At 67.8% G+C, this 13,532-nt stretch carries 11 protein-coding genes, 1 tRNA gene and 1 pseudogene; 10 read left to right on the top strand and 3 right to left on the bottom strand.

Annotated elements, in window-relative coordinates; translation table 11 throughout:
• Positions 1 to 124: 124 nt before the first annotated feature.
• From ACNFOC_RS39335 to ACNFOC_RS39300, 8 genes are all read left to right on the top strand, one after another.
• Complete coding sequence (locus tag ACNFOC_RS39335) at positions 125 to 2,404, top strand: FdhF/YdeP family oxidoreductase (protein ID WP_416963801.1); 2,280 nt, start codon at positions 125 to 127, stop codon at positions 2,402 to 2,404.
• Positions 2,405 to 2,465: 61 nt separating this feature from the next.
• A complete protein-coding gene (locus ACNFOC_RS39330) occupies positions 2,466 to 2,954 on the top strand; it encodes a PaaI family thioesterase (protein ID WP_416963800.1) in 489 nt (162 codons plus the stop codon).
• A gap of 135 nt (positions 2,955 to 3,089) precedes the next feature.
• Positions 3,090 to 3,758 carry a hypothetical protein gene (locus ACNFOC_RS39325; RefSeq protein ID WP_416963799.1) on the top strand — a complete coding sequence of 223 codons (669 nt, stop codon included), beginning with the start codon at positions 3,090 to 3,092 and terminating at the stop codon, positions 3,756 to 3,758.
• A 225-nt stretch (positions 3,759 to 3,983) separates the two neighbouring features.
• On the top strand, positions 3,984 to 5,198 hold the full coding sequence (locus ACNFOC_RS39320; protein ID WP_416963802.1) for a branched-chain amino acid ABC transporter substrate-binding protein: 1,215 nt from the start codon (positions 3,984 to 3,986) through the stop codon (positions 5,196 to 5,198).
• A gap of 134 nt (positions 5,199 to 5,332) precedes the next feature.
• Positions 5,333 to 6,262 (top strand): branched-chain amino acid ABC transporter permease, encoded by a 930-nt coding sequence (locus ACNFOC_RS39315; protein ID WP_416963798.1) that lies wholly within the window; start codon positions 5,333 to 5,335, stop codon positions 6,260 to 6,262.
• Positions 6,263 to 6,266: 4 nt separating this feature from the next.
• Entirely contained in the window at positions 6,267 to 8,081 is a 1,815-nt protein-coding gene (locus ACNFOC_RS39310) for a branched-chain amino acid ABC transporter permease (RefSeq protein WP_416963797.1), read from the top strand.
• 6 nt (positions 8,082 to 8,087) lie between these two features.
• The gene (locus ACNFOC_RS39305) at positions 8,088 to 8,924 is read left to right on the top strand and encodes an ABC transporter ATP-binding protein (protein WP_416963796.1); all 837 of its coding nucleotides are present in this window, start codon (positions 8,088 to 8,090) and stop codon (positions 8,922 to 8,924) included.
• Complete coding sequence (locus tag ACNFOC_RS39300) at positions 8,921 to 9,637, top strand: ABC transporter ATP-binding protein (RefSeq protein WP_406127858.1); 717 nt, start codon at positions 8,921 to 8,923, stop codon at positions 9,635 to 9,637. Before ACNFOC_RS39305 ends, ACNFOC_RS39300 begins: the two co-directional genes overlap by 4 nt.
• Positions 9,638 to 9,720: 83 nt before the next feature.
• Here the strand turns inward: ACNFOC_RS39300 and ACNFOC_RS39295 are convergent, their stop codons facing one another.
• Positions 9,721 to 10,377: an ANTAR domain-containing response regulator gene (locus ACNFOC_RS39295; RefSeq protein ID WP_019062225.1), complete on the bottom strand. Its 657-nt coding sequence runs from the start codon at positions 10,375 to 10,377 to the stop codon at positions 9,721 to 9,723.
• A gap of 104 nt (positions 10,378 to 10,481) precedes the next feature.
• On the opposite strand from ACNFOC_RS39295, the gene ACNFOC_RS39290 reads away from it, so the two are divergent.
• Positions 10,482 to 10,554 (top strand) — tRNA-Leu (locus ACNFOC_RS39290).
• 105 nt (positions 10,555 to 10,659) lie between these two features.
• A pseudogene (locus ACNFOC_RS39285) lies at positions 10,660 to 11,135 on the top strand (helix-turn-helix domain-containing protein).
• Positions 11,136 to 11,273: 138 nt separating this feature from the next.
• Here the strand turns inward: ACNFOC_RS39285 and pyk are convergent.
• Both pyk and ACNFOC_RS39275 read right to left on the bottom strand, forming a co-directional pair.
• Complete coding sequence (pyk, locus tag ACNFOC_RS39280) at positions 11,274 to 12,710, bottom strand: pyruvate kinase (RefSeq protein ID WP_416963795.1); 1,437 nt, start codon at positions 12,708 to 12,710, stop codon at positions 11,274 to 11,276.
• A gap of 145 nt (positions 12,711 to 12,855) precedes the next feature.
• A complete protein-coding gene (locus ACNFOC_RS39275) occupies positions 12,856 to 13,530 on the bottom strand; it encodes an SIMPL domain-containing protein (RefSeq protein ID WP_416963794.1) in 675 nt (224 codons plus the stop codon).
• Between the last annotated feature and the right edge of the window lie 2 nt (positions 13,531 to 13,532).

The following is a 13,532-nucleotide window of genomic DNA, read 5'->3' as shown; positions in this document are numbered from 1 at the left end:
GCCCCGCCCCACGCCCCGCACACACGCCGAAACCATTGGGCCCACGAACCGACCTCGGCGCTGTCACTGCCGCGTGCGAGGATCGGAGATGTAGTGCACATGTGCCAGCGAAGGAGGGCCCGCGATGGCCACGAAGCCGCCCAAGGGTGATCCGGTCCAGGACGCCCCGCAGGTCACCGAGCCGAAGCACGCCGCGGCCGGACTTCCGGCGATCGGGCACACGTTGCGCATGGCCCAGCAGCAGATGGGTGTGAAGCGCACCGCGCTGACGCTGCTGCGGGTCAATCAGAAGGACGGTTTCGACTGCCCGGGCTGCGCCTGGCCGGAGCCGGACCACCGGCACGCGGCGGAGTTCTGTGAGAACGGCGCGAAGGCGGTCGCCGAGGAGGCCACCCTGCGCCGGGTCACCCCGGAGTTCTTCGCCGCCCACCCGGTGGCCGATCTCGCGACCCGCAGCGGGTATTGGCTGGGGCAGCAAGGGCGTCTGACGCATCCCATGTATCTCCCCGAAGGGGCCGAGCGCTACGAACCGGTCTCCTGGGAGCGTGCCTTCGACATCGTCGCGGAGGAGATCGCCGCCCTGGGCTCCCCCGACGAGGCGCTGTTCTACACCTCGGGCCGGACCAGCAACGAGGCCGCGTTCCTGTACCAGTTGTTCGCGCGGGAGCTGGGCACCAACAACCTGCCGGACTGCTCGAACATGTGCCACGAGTCGTCGGGTTCGGCGCTGAACGAGACGATCGGCATCGGCAAGGGCAGCGTCCTGCTGGAGGACCTCTACCAGGCCGACCTGATCGTCGTCGCCGGACAGAACCCGGGCACCAACCACCCGCGCATGCTCTCCGCCCTGGAGAAGGCCAAGGCCAACGGCGCGAAGATCATCAGCGTCAACCCGCTGCCCGAGGCGGGCCTGGAGAAGTTCAAGAACCCGCAGACCCCGCAGGGCATGCTCAAGGGCGCCGCCCTCACCGACCTGTTCCTCCAGATCCGCATCGGCGGCGACCAGGCCCTCTTCCGCCTTCTCAACAAGCTCATCCTTGAGACGGAGGGCGCGGTCGACCAGCCCTTCATCGACGAACACACCCACGGCTACGAGGAGTTCGCCGCCACCGCGCGCGGCGCCGACTGGGACGAGACGCTCCTCGCCACCGGGCTGACCCGCCCGGAGATCGAGAAGGCCCTGGAGATGGTCCTCGCCTCCGAGCGCACCATCGTGTGCTGGGCGATGGGCCTCACTCAGCACAAGCACGCCGTCCCGACGATCCGCGAGGTCGTCAACTTCCTTCTGCTGCGCGGCAACATCGGCCGCCCCGGCGCCGGCGTGTGCCCGGTGCGCGGCCACAGCAACGTGCAGGGCGACCGCACGATGGGCATCTTCGAGCGCCCCGCACCCGCCTTTCTGGACGCCCTGGAGAAGGAGTTCGGCTTCGCCCCGCCGCGCGAGCACGGCTACGACGTCGTCGCCGCGATCCGCGCCCTGCGCGACGGCGACGCGAAGGTGTTCTTCGCGATGGGCGGCAACTTCGTGTCGGCCTCCCCCGACACCGAGGTCACCGAGGCCGCCATGCGGCGCGCCAGCCTCACCGTGCACGTGTCGACGAAGCTGAACCGCTCGCACGCCGTCACGGGCGCGCGTGCCCTCATCCTGCCCACCCTGGGCCGCACCGAGCGCGATCTCCAGGGCGGCGGCGAGCAGTTCGTGACCGTCGAGGACTCCATGGGCATGGTGCACGCCTCCCGCGGCCGCCTGGAGCCCGCGAGCGCCGACCTGCTGTCCGAGCCGGCCATCGTGTGCCGCCTCGCCCGCCGCGTCCTCGGCACCGAATCCCGCACGCCCTGGGAGGAGTTCGAGAAGGACTACGCGACGATCCGCGACCGCGTCGCGCGCGTGATCCCCGGCTTCCAGGACTTCAACGCGCGTGTCGCGCACCCGGGCGGCTTCGCCCTCCCGCACGCCCCGCGCGACGAACGCCGCTTCCCCACCGCCACCGGCAAGGCCAACTTCACCGCCGCGCCCGTCGAGTACCCCGAACTGCCGGAAGGGCGCCTGCTGTTGCAGACGCTGCGCTCGCACGACCAGTACAACACCACGATCTACGGCCTCGACGACCGCTACCGGGGCATCAAGAACGGCCGCCGGGTCGTCATGGTCCACCCCGACGACGCCGCCCGGCTGGGGATCGCCGACGGGTCGTACGTCGATCTGGTCGGCGAGTGGAAGGACGGCGTGGAGCGGCGGGCGCCCGGTTTCCGCGTCGTGCACTATCCGACCGCGCGGGGCTGCGCCGCCGCCTACTACCCCGAGACCAACGTCCTGGTCCCCCTGGACGCCACCGCCGACACCAGCAACACCCCGGCCAGCAAGTCCGTCGTCGTACGTCTGGAACAATCAACGACCGACTGAGCGTTTGCTCAGCCGTCGGTCAGGTGCACCAGCCGGACGCAGGACGAACGGAGTCGGCCCCATGGGCGAGCAGCAGCACGGGAAGTTCCCGCAGGACGTCATCGACGAGTACTCGACACTCGGCGTCGACCTGGTCGCCCTCCTCTCCGCGGGGCACCTCGGCACCCGGATGGGCGTGGAGATCGTCGAGGCGTCCGCCGAGCGCGTCGTCGGCACCATGCCGGTCGAGGGGAACACCCAGCCGTACGGACTGCTGCACGGCGGCGCCTCCGCGGTGCTGGCCGAGACCCTCGGCTCGCTCGGGTCCATGCTGCACGGCGGCAGCACGAAGATCGCCGTCGGCGTCGACCTGAACTGCACCCACCACCGAGGCGCCCGCTCCGGCCTCGTGACCGGCGTCGCCACCCCCGTCCACCGGGGCCGCTCGACGGCGACGTACGAGATCGTGATCAGTGACGAGGACGGGCGCCGCGTGTGCACCGCGCGGCTCACCTGCATGCTGCGGGACCTGAAGCCGGGCGACCCCATCCCCGCGGACAGCGCGAACTGAATCCCCGCGCCCGCCGCGGGCCGATCGCGGACGGGTCCACGCGCAAGCCGCGAACCGGCCCCGAACCGGAGGATCTTGACCCCGTCTTCCGCACCCCCGTCCGCTCCCCTACCGTTTCCCCATGAGGCTGCCGGCATGAGCGGTATCGGGCCCGTCGAATCCGTCGACTCACCGGAGACGGACGGGAGTTACGAAGTCATCGGGGGTGACTCGCCCCGCCTGACGGACCGTTGGCACACACTGCCGCAGCGAACCCGCAGGGCCGTGCTCGCCGCGGCCGCGGTCGCCGCCGTGGCCCTCGGAGCCGTCCTGCTGCCCCTCCACGACCGGCGGCAGGACGACCCCGCCCCGCCCGTCCCGTGGCCCGCGAACATCACCGAATGGCGCTACATCGGGCTCGCCCAGACCACCGACACCCCCACCACGACCGGCTTCTTCCGCTTCGCGGTCACCGTGGACAGCGGACCCCCCGTCGCCATACGCGTCATCGGCGCCGCCTTCGACGGGCTCACCGCCCAGGCCGTTCCGAACCCCACCTTCACCGTCAGCACCGGCACAACCCGCCGCGTCACGGTGGAGATATCGGTTTCCGACTGTTCGGGACTGCCTCTGAACGCGGACCTCGCCTTTCTGGACGTAACGCTGCGTAACACGCGCGCAATACAACACCACAGTTTCATCTTCGGCAGCGCCTACTCCAAGGACCTTTCCCAGCTCCTCCACAGGGCCTGCGGCACGACAAAGGCCAGGCCAGGCCCACGGCCAAGCGGAAGTGCAGGTTCTCAAAATGTGGACCTCGGCTGAATTCCGCCAAACCGGCCGAGACCCACCCTCCACGATCCCCGCCAACCTGCACGTCATAACAAGAAAGTCACAAGCCAGCGCACGACGATGCCCATGCCCACAGACCGGGCTTAGAGTCACGGCCAGTCACCGCTCCATCGGGAGTTGGGTACCAGCGCAGCACCTTGCCGCTCCAAACGGGGGCGACTGTGCCTGCGGAAAGGACTGATTGTGCGACAGCGTTCTTTGGTGATACTGACCTCCGTTCTCACGACCGGAGCTCTGACCCTCACCGCCTGCGGCTCCCGGGACAGCGACAGCAACAGCGACAGCGGGTCGACCACCCTGACCATCGGCGTCGACGCCCCGCTGTCCGGTGAGAACTCCACCACCGGTCTCGGCATCCAGTACGGCGTCCAGATCGCCGTGGACGACGCCAACAAGAACAACTGGGTCCCCGGCGTCAAGTTCAAGGTCAAGGCTCTGGACGACAAGGCGCAGCCCGCCACCGGCCAGTCCAACGCCACCGCCTTCACCGGCCAGAGCGACGTCGTCGGCGCCGTCGGCCCGCTGAACTCCGGCGTGGCCCTGTCCATGCAGAAGGTGTTCGCCTCGGCCAACATGGTCGAGATCTCCCCCTCGAACACCGACCCCAGCCTGACCCAGGGCAAGGACTGGGCGACCAGCAAGTCGCGGCCGTACAAGACGTACTTCCGCACCGCCACCACCGACGCCCTCCAGGGTGGCTTCGCCGCCGACTACGCGTTCAACGGCCTCAAGAAGAAGAAGGCCTACGTCGTCGACGACAAGCAGACCTACGGCGCCGGCCTGGCCGGGATCTTCAACAGCGGCTTCAAGAAGCTCGGCGGCACCATCGCCGGCACCGACCACGTCAACACCGGCGACACCGACTTCAGCTCGCTCGTCACCAAGATCAAGAACTCCGGCGCCGACCTGGTCTACTACGGCGGCCAGTACGACGAGTCGGAGAAGATCACCAAGCAGCTCAAGGCAGCCGGCGTCAAGATCCCGCTGTTCGGCGGTGACGGCATGTACGCCACCACCTACATCCAGACCGCCGGCAAGGCGGCCGAAGGCGACCTCGCCACCTCCGTCGGCGTCCCCGTCGACACCCTGCCCGCCGCCAAGGCCTTCATCTCCACCTACAAGGCCAAGGGCTACAAGGGTGACTACGGCGCCTACGGCGGTTACTCCTACGACGCCGCCTCCGCCATCATCAAGGCGGTGAAGGCAGTCAAGGACGCCAACGACGGCAAGCTCCCGGACAGCAACGACCTCCGCTCCAAGGTCGTCGACGCCGTACAGAAGTCCGACTTCGAAGGCATCACCGGCAAGGTCTCCTTCGACGAGTACGGCGACACCGGCAACAAGCAGCTCACCGTCTACCAGGTCACCAACGGCGCCTGGAAGGCCGTGAAGACCGGCACCTTCACCGGCTGATCCCAGCCCAGCACCACCGCACCACGGGCCGCGCGGAAGGAGGATCCCGACCGCGCGGCCCGTTGTCACACCCCCCCCCACCCCCAGGCACGCGATCTGTGCACACGACCACCAGCGACAATGGAGGCCACGCGGTGAACACCCTGCCGCAGCAGCTGGCCAACGGGCTGCTCCTCGGCTCGATGTACGGGCTGATCGCCATCGGCTACACGATGGTGTACGGCATCGTCCAGCTCATCAACTTCGCGCACGGCGAGATCTTCATGACCGGAGCGTTCGGCGCTCTCACGGTCTACGCCTACATCCTGCCCGACGGCACCGCGATGGTGGTCGCCGTACCGCTCATGCTGATCGGCGGCGGAATCGTCTCCGTCCTCGTCGCGGTAGGGGCCGAACGATTCGCCTACCGCCCCCTGCGGCAAGCACCACGGCTGGCGCCCCTCATCACCGCCATCGGCCTCTCACTCGCGCTCCAGGAAGTCGTCCGGAACTTCTACCCGGGCGCCGACAAGGACCGCTCCTTCCCCAGCCTCGACGGCACCCACGACATCGGCTCCGTCACCATCACCGACGCCGACATCTTCCTCGTGCTGGCCGCCATCGTCTGCATGTCCGGCCTCGCCTGGTTCGTCCGCAAGAGCCGCACCGGCCGCGCCATGCAGGCCACCGCGCAGGACCCGGACACCTCCCAGCTCATGGGCATCGACACCAACCGCATCATCGTCATAGCGTTCGCCATCGGCGGCTTCTTCGCCGCCGTAGCAGCCGTCTCCTACGGCCTCAAGTACGGCAACATCGGCTACCGCATGGGCTTCCTGATGGGCCTCAAGGCCTTCACCGCGGCCGTCATGGGCGGCATCGGCAACATCTACGGCGCCATGCTCGGCGGAGTAGTCCTCGGCGTCGCCGAGACCCTCGCCTCCGCCTACATCAACCACATCCCCGGCATGCAGCAGCTCGGCGGATCCGGCTGGGCCAACGTCTGGGCCTTCTGTCTCCTCATCCTCGTACTGCTGTTCAGGCCACAGGGCCTGCTCGGCGAACGCGTCGCGGACAGGGCGTGATCACATGACCGAGACGACCAAAACCCCGGCCACCCCGCCCGCCGACGACGCCATCCCCGCACCCGGAACACAACGCGGCATCATCCCGCTGCCCCTCGCGGCCGCCCGCGCCCTCCTCCTGGCCGGCGGCATCGCCACCGCGGCCTCCACGTTCCTGCGCTGGACCTGGACCGCCGAATTCCCCGGCGACCTCACCGTCAACGGCTACCCCGGCGGCCTCCAGATCCTCACCCTCGTCGCCGGCATCATCACCGCCGTCTTCGCCCTCGCCCTCTACGGCGTCCGAGGCTTCGGCTGGCTCCTGCCCGCCCGCAACAACGCACCCCTCGTCCTCGCCGCCCTCGGCGGCTTCGCCGTCACCTGGTACACGGTCATCTCGATCGCCGCCGAACTCGGCGGCATCGTCAACTGGGAACCCGGCACCTACATCGCCGCCGTCGCCTCCCTGCTCCCCGTCATCGGCGCCCTCGCCCTCCCGCAGGACGCCACCGACAGCACCAAGGAAGCACTCAAGGCGTACATCGCCAAGGCCGACCACATCCCGGCCCCCCAGGAGACCGCGCCCTGGATCCAGCGGCTGGCCATCACCATCGTCGCCGCCCTCGGCCTCACGGTCTTCGCCTACGGCATCGACGCCGAGGACGAACTCTTCATCGGCTTCCTCATCGTCGTCGTCTTCAGCACCTGGGCTCTGCACACCGCCGGCCTCTTCGACCGGTTCAGCCGCCTCACCGCCGAGAACCGCAGCTTCGCCCTCGCCATGGGCTTCGTCGCCGCCATCGGCTTCCCCTTCACCCAGACCAACGACCACTACGCCAACCTCGGCGTCAACATCCTCATCTTCGGCACCGTCGCCCTCGGCCTCAACATCGTCGTCGGCCTCGCCGGACTCCTCGACCTCGGATACGTCGCCTTCCTCGGCGTCGGCGCCTACACCGCCGCCCTCGTCTCCGGCTCCGAGTTCTCCAAGTTCTCCGGCGTCCAGTTCCCCTTCTGGGCCGCCGCCCTCACCGGCGCAGCCGCGTCACTGGTCTTCGGCGTCCTCATCGGCGCCCCCACCCTGCGCCTGCGCGGCGACTACCTCGCCATCGTGACCCTCGGCTTCGGAGAGATCTTCCGCATCGCCGTCAACAACATGGACGGCGTCTCCGGGCCCGACATCACCAACGGCCCCAACGGCATCCCGTCCATCCCCGACCTGTCGTTCTTCGGCTTCGACTTCGGCCAGAGCCACGACATCGGCGGATTCACCATCGGCCGGTTCGCCAACTACTACCTGCTCATGGTCCTGATCAGTGCCCTCGTCGTCACGATCTACCGCCGCGCCTCCGACTCCCGCATCGGCCGATCCTGGATCGCCATCCGCGAGGACGAGACCGCCGCCACCGCCATGGGCATCAACGGCTTCCGCGTCAAGCTCATCGCGTTCGCCCTCGGCGCCACCCTCGCCGGCCTCGCCGGCACCGTCAGCGCCCACGTCACCTACAGCGTGGTGCCGAACCCGTACCAGTTCGCCGGAGCGGCCCCGCCCAACTCCGCGTTCCTCCTGGCCGCCGTCGTCCTCGGCGGCATGGGCACCGTCTCCGGACCCTTCCTCGGCGCCGCCCTGCTCTACCTGCTCCCGGAGAAGCTCGTGGCGCTCCAGGACAAGTCGCTCCTCGCCTTCGGCATCGCGCTCATCCTCCTGATGCGCTTCCGCCCCGAAGGGATCATCCCCAACCGCCGACGCCAGCTCGAATTCCACGAGACCGGCCAACTCGACGTACCGGACACCACGACCCTGACCGACGAACCGGCCATCACCAAGGCAGGGGCGTAGAGAGCCATGACGACACCAGTACTCGAAGCCCGTGACGTCACCATGCGCTTCGGCGGCCTCACCGCCGTCCGCTCCGTCGACTTCACCGTCAACGCCGGCGAGATCGTAGGCCTCATCGGCCCCAACGGTGCCGGCAAGACCACCTTCTTCAACTGCCTCACCGGCCTCTACATCCCCACCGAGGGCACGGTCTCCTACAAGGGCACGGTCCTTCCGCCCAAGCCCCACCTGGTCACCAAGGCCGGCGTCGCCCGCACCTTCCAGAACATCCGCCTGTTCGCCAACATGACGGTCCTGGAAAACGTCCTCGTAGGCCGCCACACCCGCACCAAGGAAGGCCTCTGGTCGGCCCTCCTCCGCGGCCCCGGCTTCAAGAAGGCCGAAAGGGCCAGCGAAGAACGCGCCATGGAACTCCTGGAGTTCATCGGCCTCGCCCACAAGCGCGACCACCTGGCCCGGAACCTCCCCTACGGCGAACAGCGCAAGCTGGAGATCGCACGCGCCCTGGCCTCCGAGCCGGGTCTCCTGCTGCTGGACGAGCCGACGGCCGGCATGAACCCCCAAGAGACGCGGGCGACCGAGGAGTTGGTCTTCGCCATCCGCGACAAGGGCATCGCCGTCCTCGTCATCGAGCACGACATGCGCTTCATCTTCAACCTCTGCGACCGCGTCGCCGTCCTCGTCCAGGGCGAGAAACTCGTCGAAGGCACCTCCGACGTCGTCCAGGCCGACGAACGCGTCGTAGCCGCCTACCTCGGCGAACCGTTCGAAGCCACACCCGAGGACACCCAACCCGCGACGGAAGCGGAGAGCACCACCAGCACCAAGGGAGAAGCCCAGTGACCGCACTGCTAGAGGTCGAGGACCTCAGGGTCTCCTACGGCAAGATCGAAGCCGTCAAGGGCATCTCCTTCAGCGTCGAAGCAGGCCAGGTCGTCACCCTCATCGGCACCAACGGCGCCGGCAAGACGACGACCCTGCGCACCCTCTCGGGCCTGCTCCAGCCCTCCGGCGGCAGGATCACCTTCGACGGCAAGCCGCTCAACAGCGTCCCCGCCCACAAGATCGTCGCCCTCGGCCTGGCCCACTCCCCCGAAGGCCGGCACATCTTCCCCCGCCTCACCATCGCGGAGAACCTCCAGCTCGGCGCCTTCCTCCGCAAGGACAAAGAAGGCATCGAGAAGGACATCCAGCGCGCCTACGACCTCTTCCCCATCCTCGGAGAACGTCAGAAGCAGGCCGCGGGCACGCTGTCCGGCGGTGAGCAGCAGATGCTGGCGATGGGCCGCGCCCTGATGTCCCAGCCGAAGCTCCTGATGCTGGACGAACCGTCCATGGGCCTCTCCCCGATCATGATGCAGAAGATCATGGCGACGATCGTGGAACTCAAGGCGTCGGGCACGACGATCCTCCTGGTCGAACAGAACGCCCAGGCGGCGTTGTCCCTGGCCGACCAGGGCCACGTCATGGAGGTCGGCAACATCGTCCTCTCCGGCACCGGCGAGGACCTCCTGCACGACGAGTCGGTACGGAAGGCGTACCTCGGCGAGGACTGAGGTCACCAGCGTCCTTCTCTACGACGAGGCCCGCGCCCCCAGCTCAGGGGGCGCGGGCCTCGTCGTACGTACCGTCGCGGGTGTCAGCCCTTGGAGGACTTCTTCTCGTCGGCGTCCTGGATGACCGCCTCGGCGACCTGCTGCATGGACATCCGACGGTCCATCGACGTCTTCTGGATCCACCGGAACGCGGCCGGCTCGGACAGCCCGTACTCGGTCTGAAGGATCGACTTCGCGCGGTCGACCAGCTTGCGGGTCTCCAGACGCAGGGTGAGGTCGGCGACCTCCTGCTCCAGCTGCTTGAGCTCCGTGAAGCGCGAGACGGCCATCTCGATCGCGGGTACGACGTCACTCTTGCTGAAGGGCTTCACCAGGTACGCCATCGCACCGGCGTCCCTCGCCCGCTCGACGAGGTCGCGCTGCGAGAAGGCGGTGAGCATCAGTACGGGCGCGATGCCCTCTTCGGCGATCTTCTCGGCGGCGGAGATGCCGTCCAGCTTGGGCATCTTCACGTCGAGGATCACCAGGTCGGGCTTGTGCTCACGGGCCAGCTCGACGGCCTGCTCACCATCACCGGCCTCACCGACGACGGTGTACCCCTCCTCCTCGAGCATCTCTTTGAGATCGAGCCGAATCAGGGCCTCGTCCTCGGCGATGACGACACGGGTCGTCAGCGGAGGCACGTGCGACTTGTCGTCGTCGGGCGCGTCTACGGGCTGGGGCGACTCGGGGGCGGTCACGGGGGCTCCTCGTTCAGGGCACGGGGGTAGTGCTGACAAGAGCCTACCTAGCTGCGATAAGGTGGGGGCACAGCGGGAGACCGCTGACCTTGGTTTCAGGGGAAGCCCCGGTAGTCCAGCGGTAGAGACAATGGATTCAAAACCCATCAAGCGTCGGTTCGAATCCGACTCGGGGCACTTTTCCTTCAAATCGAAGGACGCAATCTAAAGCGGAGGTTCACGTTCGTGTGAACCTCCATTTTTTGCTGCGTGTCGCGACGATCACTCTCACAGAGTGTCCACATGTACGACGTCAGCACACGCAAGCGAGCGCTCGCGCTGCTCGAACAGGGCCGCAGCCTGAACTCCGTAAGCCGCGAGACCGGCATCTCACGCGCCTCGATCCGCTCCTGGCAGGGCCGGCTCGAACCCCTGCCCGGCATCGCGACTCCGGCGTGAAGCACAACCGCAGAATCGCCCTTGAACCCTGGCAGCAGGACATCGTCGACGCCCATCCCTGGGAGTTCATCCGGGGTCTCGTCCACTCCGACGGCTGCCGTGTCACCAACTGGACGACTCGCCTCGTGGGCGGTGAGACAAAGCGCTACGAATACCCGCGGTATTTCTTCACCAACCTCTCCACGGACATCAAGCAGCTCTACACCGACACCCTCGACAAGGTCGGCGTCAACTGGAGGCAGGCGAACGCCCACAACGTCTCTGTCGCCCGCAAAACCTCAGTCGCCCTCATGGACACCCACGTAGGCCCCAAACACTGAGGGGATTTGCCGAAAGCCCGCGTATTCGTCCGCGAGGACGGTCCCCTATTCGCCGTCGCTCTTCTCGGTGGCCGGGAAGGAATTGAGGGCGATTCAGGTGTCCGGGGACGCCACATTGCTCGCCGCGTTGTTCTCGCGCTACTTGGGGCTGTCGTCCTCGCCGACGTGGTGGACGCGGACGAGGTTCGTCGAGCCGGCCACTCCGGGGGGTGAGCCCGCGGTGATGACGACGATGTCGCCCTTCTGGCAGCGGCCGTACTTGAGGAGGAGTTCGTCGACCTGGTCGACCATGGCGTCGGTGGAGTCGACCTGGGGGCCGAGGATGGTCTCCACGCCCCAGGTGAGGGTGAGTTGGGCGCGGGTGGCCGGGTCGGGGGTGAAGGCCATCAGAGGGATGGGGGACCTGTAGCGCGACAGCCTACGGACGGTGTCGCCGGACTGGGTGAAGGCGACGAGGAACTTCGCGCCGAGGAAGTCGCCCATCTCGGCGGCCGCTCGGGCCACCGCACCGCCCTGGGTACGGGGTTTGTTGCGTTCAGTCAGCGGGGGCAGGCCCTTGGCCAGGATGTCCTCCTCGGCCGCTTCGACGATGCGGGCCATGGTGGTGACGGTCGCGATGGGGTAGTTGCCGACGCTGGTCTCGCCGGACAGCATCACCGCGTCCGTGCCGTCGATGACGGCGTTCGCCACATCCGAGGCTTCCGCCCTGGTCGGGCGGGAGTTCTCGATCATCGAGTCGAGCATCTGGGTGGCGACGATGACCGGCTTGGCGTTGCGCTTGGCCAGTTTGATCGCGCGCTTCTGGACGATGGGGACCTGTTCGAGGGGCATCTCCACGCCGAGGTCGCCGCGGGCGACCATGATGCCGTCGAAGGCGGCGACGATGTCGTCGATGGCCTCGACCGCCTGGGGTTTCTCGACCTTGGCGATGACGGGGAGGCGGTGGCCCTCCTCGTCCATGATGCGGTGGACGTCGTCGATGTCCTTGCCGCTGCGGACGAAGGAGAGGGCGATGACGTCGAAGCCGGAGCGCAGCGCCCAGCGGAGGTCGGCCTCGTCCTTGTCGGAGAGGGCCGGGACGGACACGGCGACTCCGGGGAGGTTCAGGCCTTTGTGGTCGGAGACCATGCCGCCTTCGACGACCTTGGTGTGGACGCGGGGGCCGTCGACCGCGGTGACTTCGAGGCAGACCTTGCCGTCGTCGACGAGGATGCGTTCGCCGGTGGTGACGTCGGTGGCGAGGCCGGCGTAGGTGGTGCCGCAGGTCTGGCGGTCGCCTTCGGCGCCTTCTTCGACGGTGATGGTGAAGGTGTCTCCGCGTTCAAGGAGTACGGGACCTTCGGTGAAGCGGCCGAGCCGGATCTTCGGGCCTTGAAGGTCGGCGAGCATTCCGACGCTTCGGCCGGTCTCCTCGGCGGCCTTCCGGACGCGCTGGTAGCGCTCCTCGTGTTCGGCGTGGGTGCCGTGGCTGAGGTTGAAGCGGGCTACGTCCATTCCGGCTTCGACCAGGGCTTTGATCTGGTCGTACGAGTCGGTGGCGGGGCCCAATGTACAGACGATTTTTACTCGGCGCATGGTTTGAGCCTAGGCCTTACCGGCGGGTAGGGAATTGGCCGTGCATGACTACTCAACAACCTTTGGGTGAAGGGTTATTGACAAGGCTTGAATGTGCGGCGGGGTGCTCCAATGAGCGTTCGAATGGTCGAATTGAAAGGCCGGCTCACAGGCTCGGGGGTGCCATCGTGAAGCGTGCGTTCACCTGGGCGTAGACGGTCTGCCTCTGGGGTTCGAGGTCGAGGGGGGCCGCGTCGGTGTCTTCGACGGCTCCGGCCACGAAGGCTCTGGAGCGCATACGGCTCTGGGGGGCGCCGTAGGTCTGGGCGTTCTCGGCGCCGATGTCGGCGAGTTCCACCAGTGCGGCCAGCGTCGTGCCCAGTGCTTCGGCGTATTCGCGGGCGCGTTGGACGGCTTCGTGGACGGCTTGCTGGCGGGCTTTGCGGTGGACGGGCGAGTCGGGGCGCAGGGCCCACCAGGGGCCGTCGACGCGGGTGAGGTCGAGGTCGGCGAGGCGGGTGGTGAGTTCGCCGAGGGCGGTGAAGTCGGTGAGTTCGGCGGTGACGTTGACTCTGCCGTGGTAGCGGTGGACGCGTTCGCCGCGGCCGTGTTTGGTGAGTTCGGGGGTGATGGAGAAGCCGCCGGTCTCCAGGCGTTCGACGGCTTCGCCGTAGCTTTTGACCAGGTCGATGACGGTGGCGTTGCGGCGGGTGAGGTCGTCGAGGGCGGTGCGGCGGTCGGTGCCGCGGGCTGCGACGGTGATGCCGATGCGGGCGATCTCGGGGTCGACTTCGAGGCGGGCTTCGCCGCGGACGGCGAGGCGGCTGTCTCTGTTCACAATCT

The organism is Streptomyces colwelliae, from assembly GCF_048158785.1.
GTDB lineage: Bacteria > Actinomycetota > Actinomycetes > Streptomycetales > Streptomycetaceae > Streptomyces.
The sequence above is the reverse complement of the archived record's forward strand: the minus strand, read 5'-3'. Positions and strand labels throughout refer to the sequence as shown.

Bases quoted from the DNA above. Each gene is read 5' to 3' on its own strand.
- ACNFOC_RS39330 (WP_416963800.1), top strand. From the start codon at position 2,466: ATGGGCGAGCAGCAGCACGGGAAGTTCCCGCAGGACGTCATCGACGAG.
- pyk (WP_416963795.1), bottom strand. From the start codon at position 12,710: ATGCGCCGAGTAAAAATCGTCTGTACATTGGGCCCCGCCACCGACTCG.
- ACNFOC_RS39305 (WP_416963796.1), top strand. From the start codon at position 8,088: ATGACGACACCAGTACTCGAAGCCCGTGACGTCACCATGCGCTTCGGC.
- ACNFOC_RS39335 (WP_416963801.1), top strand. From the start codon at position 125: ATGGCCACGAAGCCGCCCAAGGGTGATCCGGTCCAGGACGCCCCGCAG.
- ACNFOC_RS39325 (WP_416963799.1), top strand. From the start codon at position 3,090: ATGAGCGGTATCGGGCCCGTCGAATCCGTCGACTCACCGGAGACGGAC.
- ACNFOC_RS39310 (WP_416963797.1), top strand. From the start codon at position 6,267: ATGACCGAGACGACCAAAACCCCGGCCACCCCGCCCGCCGACGACGCC.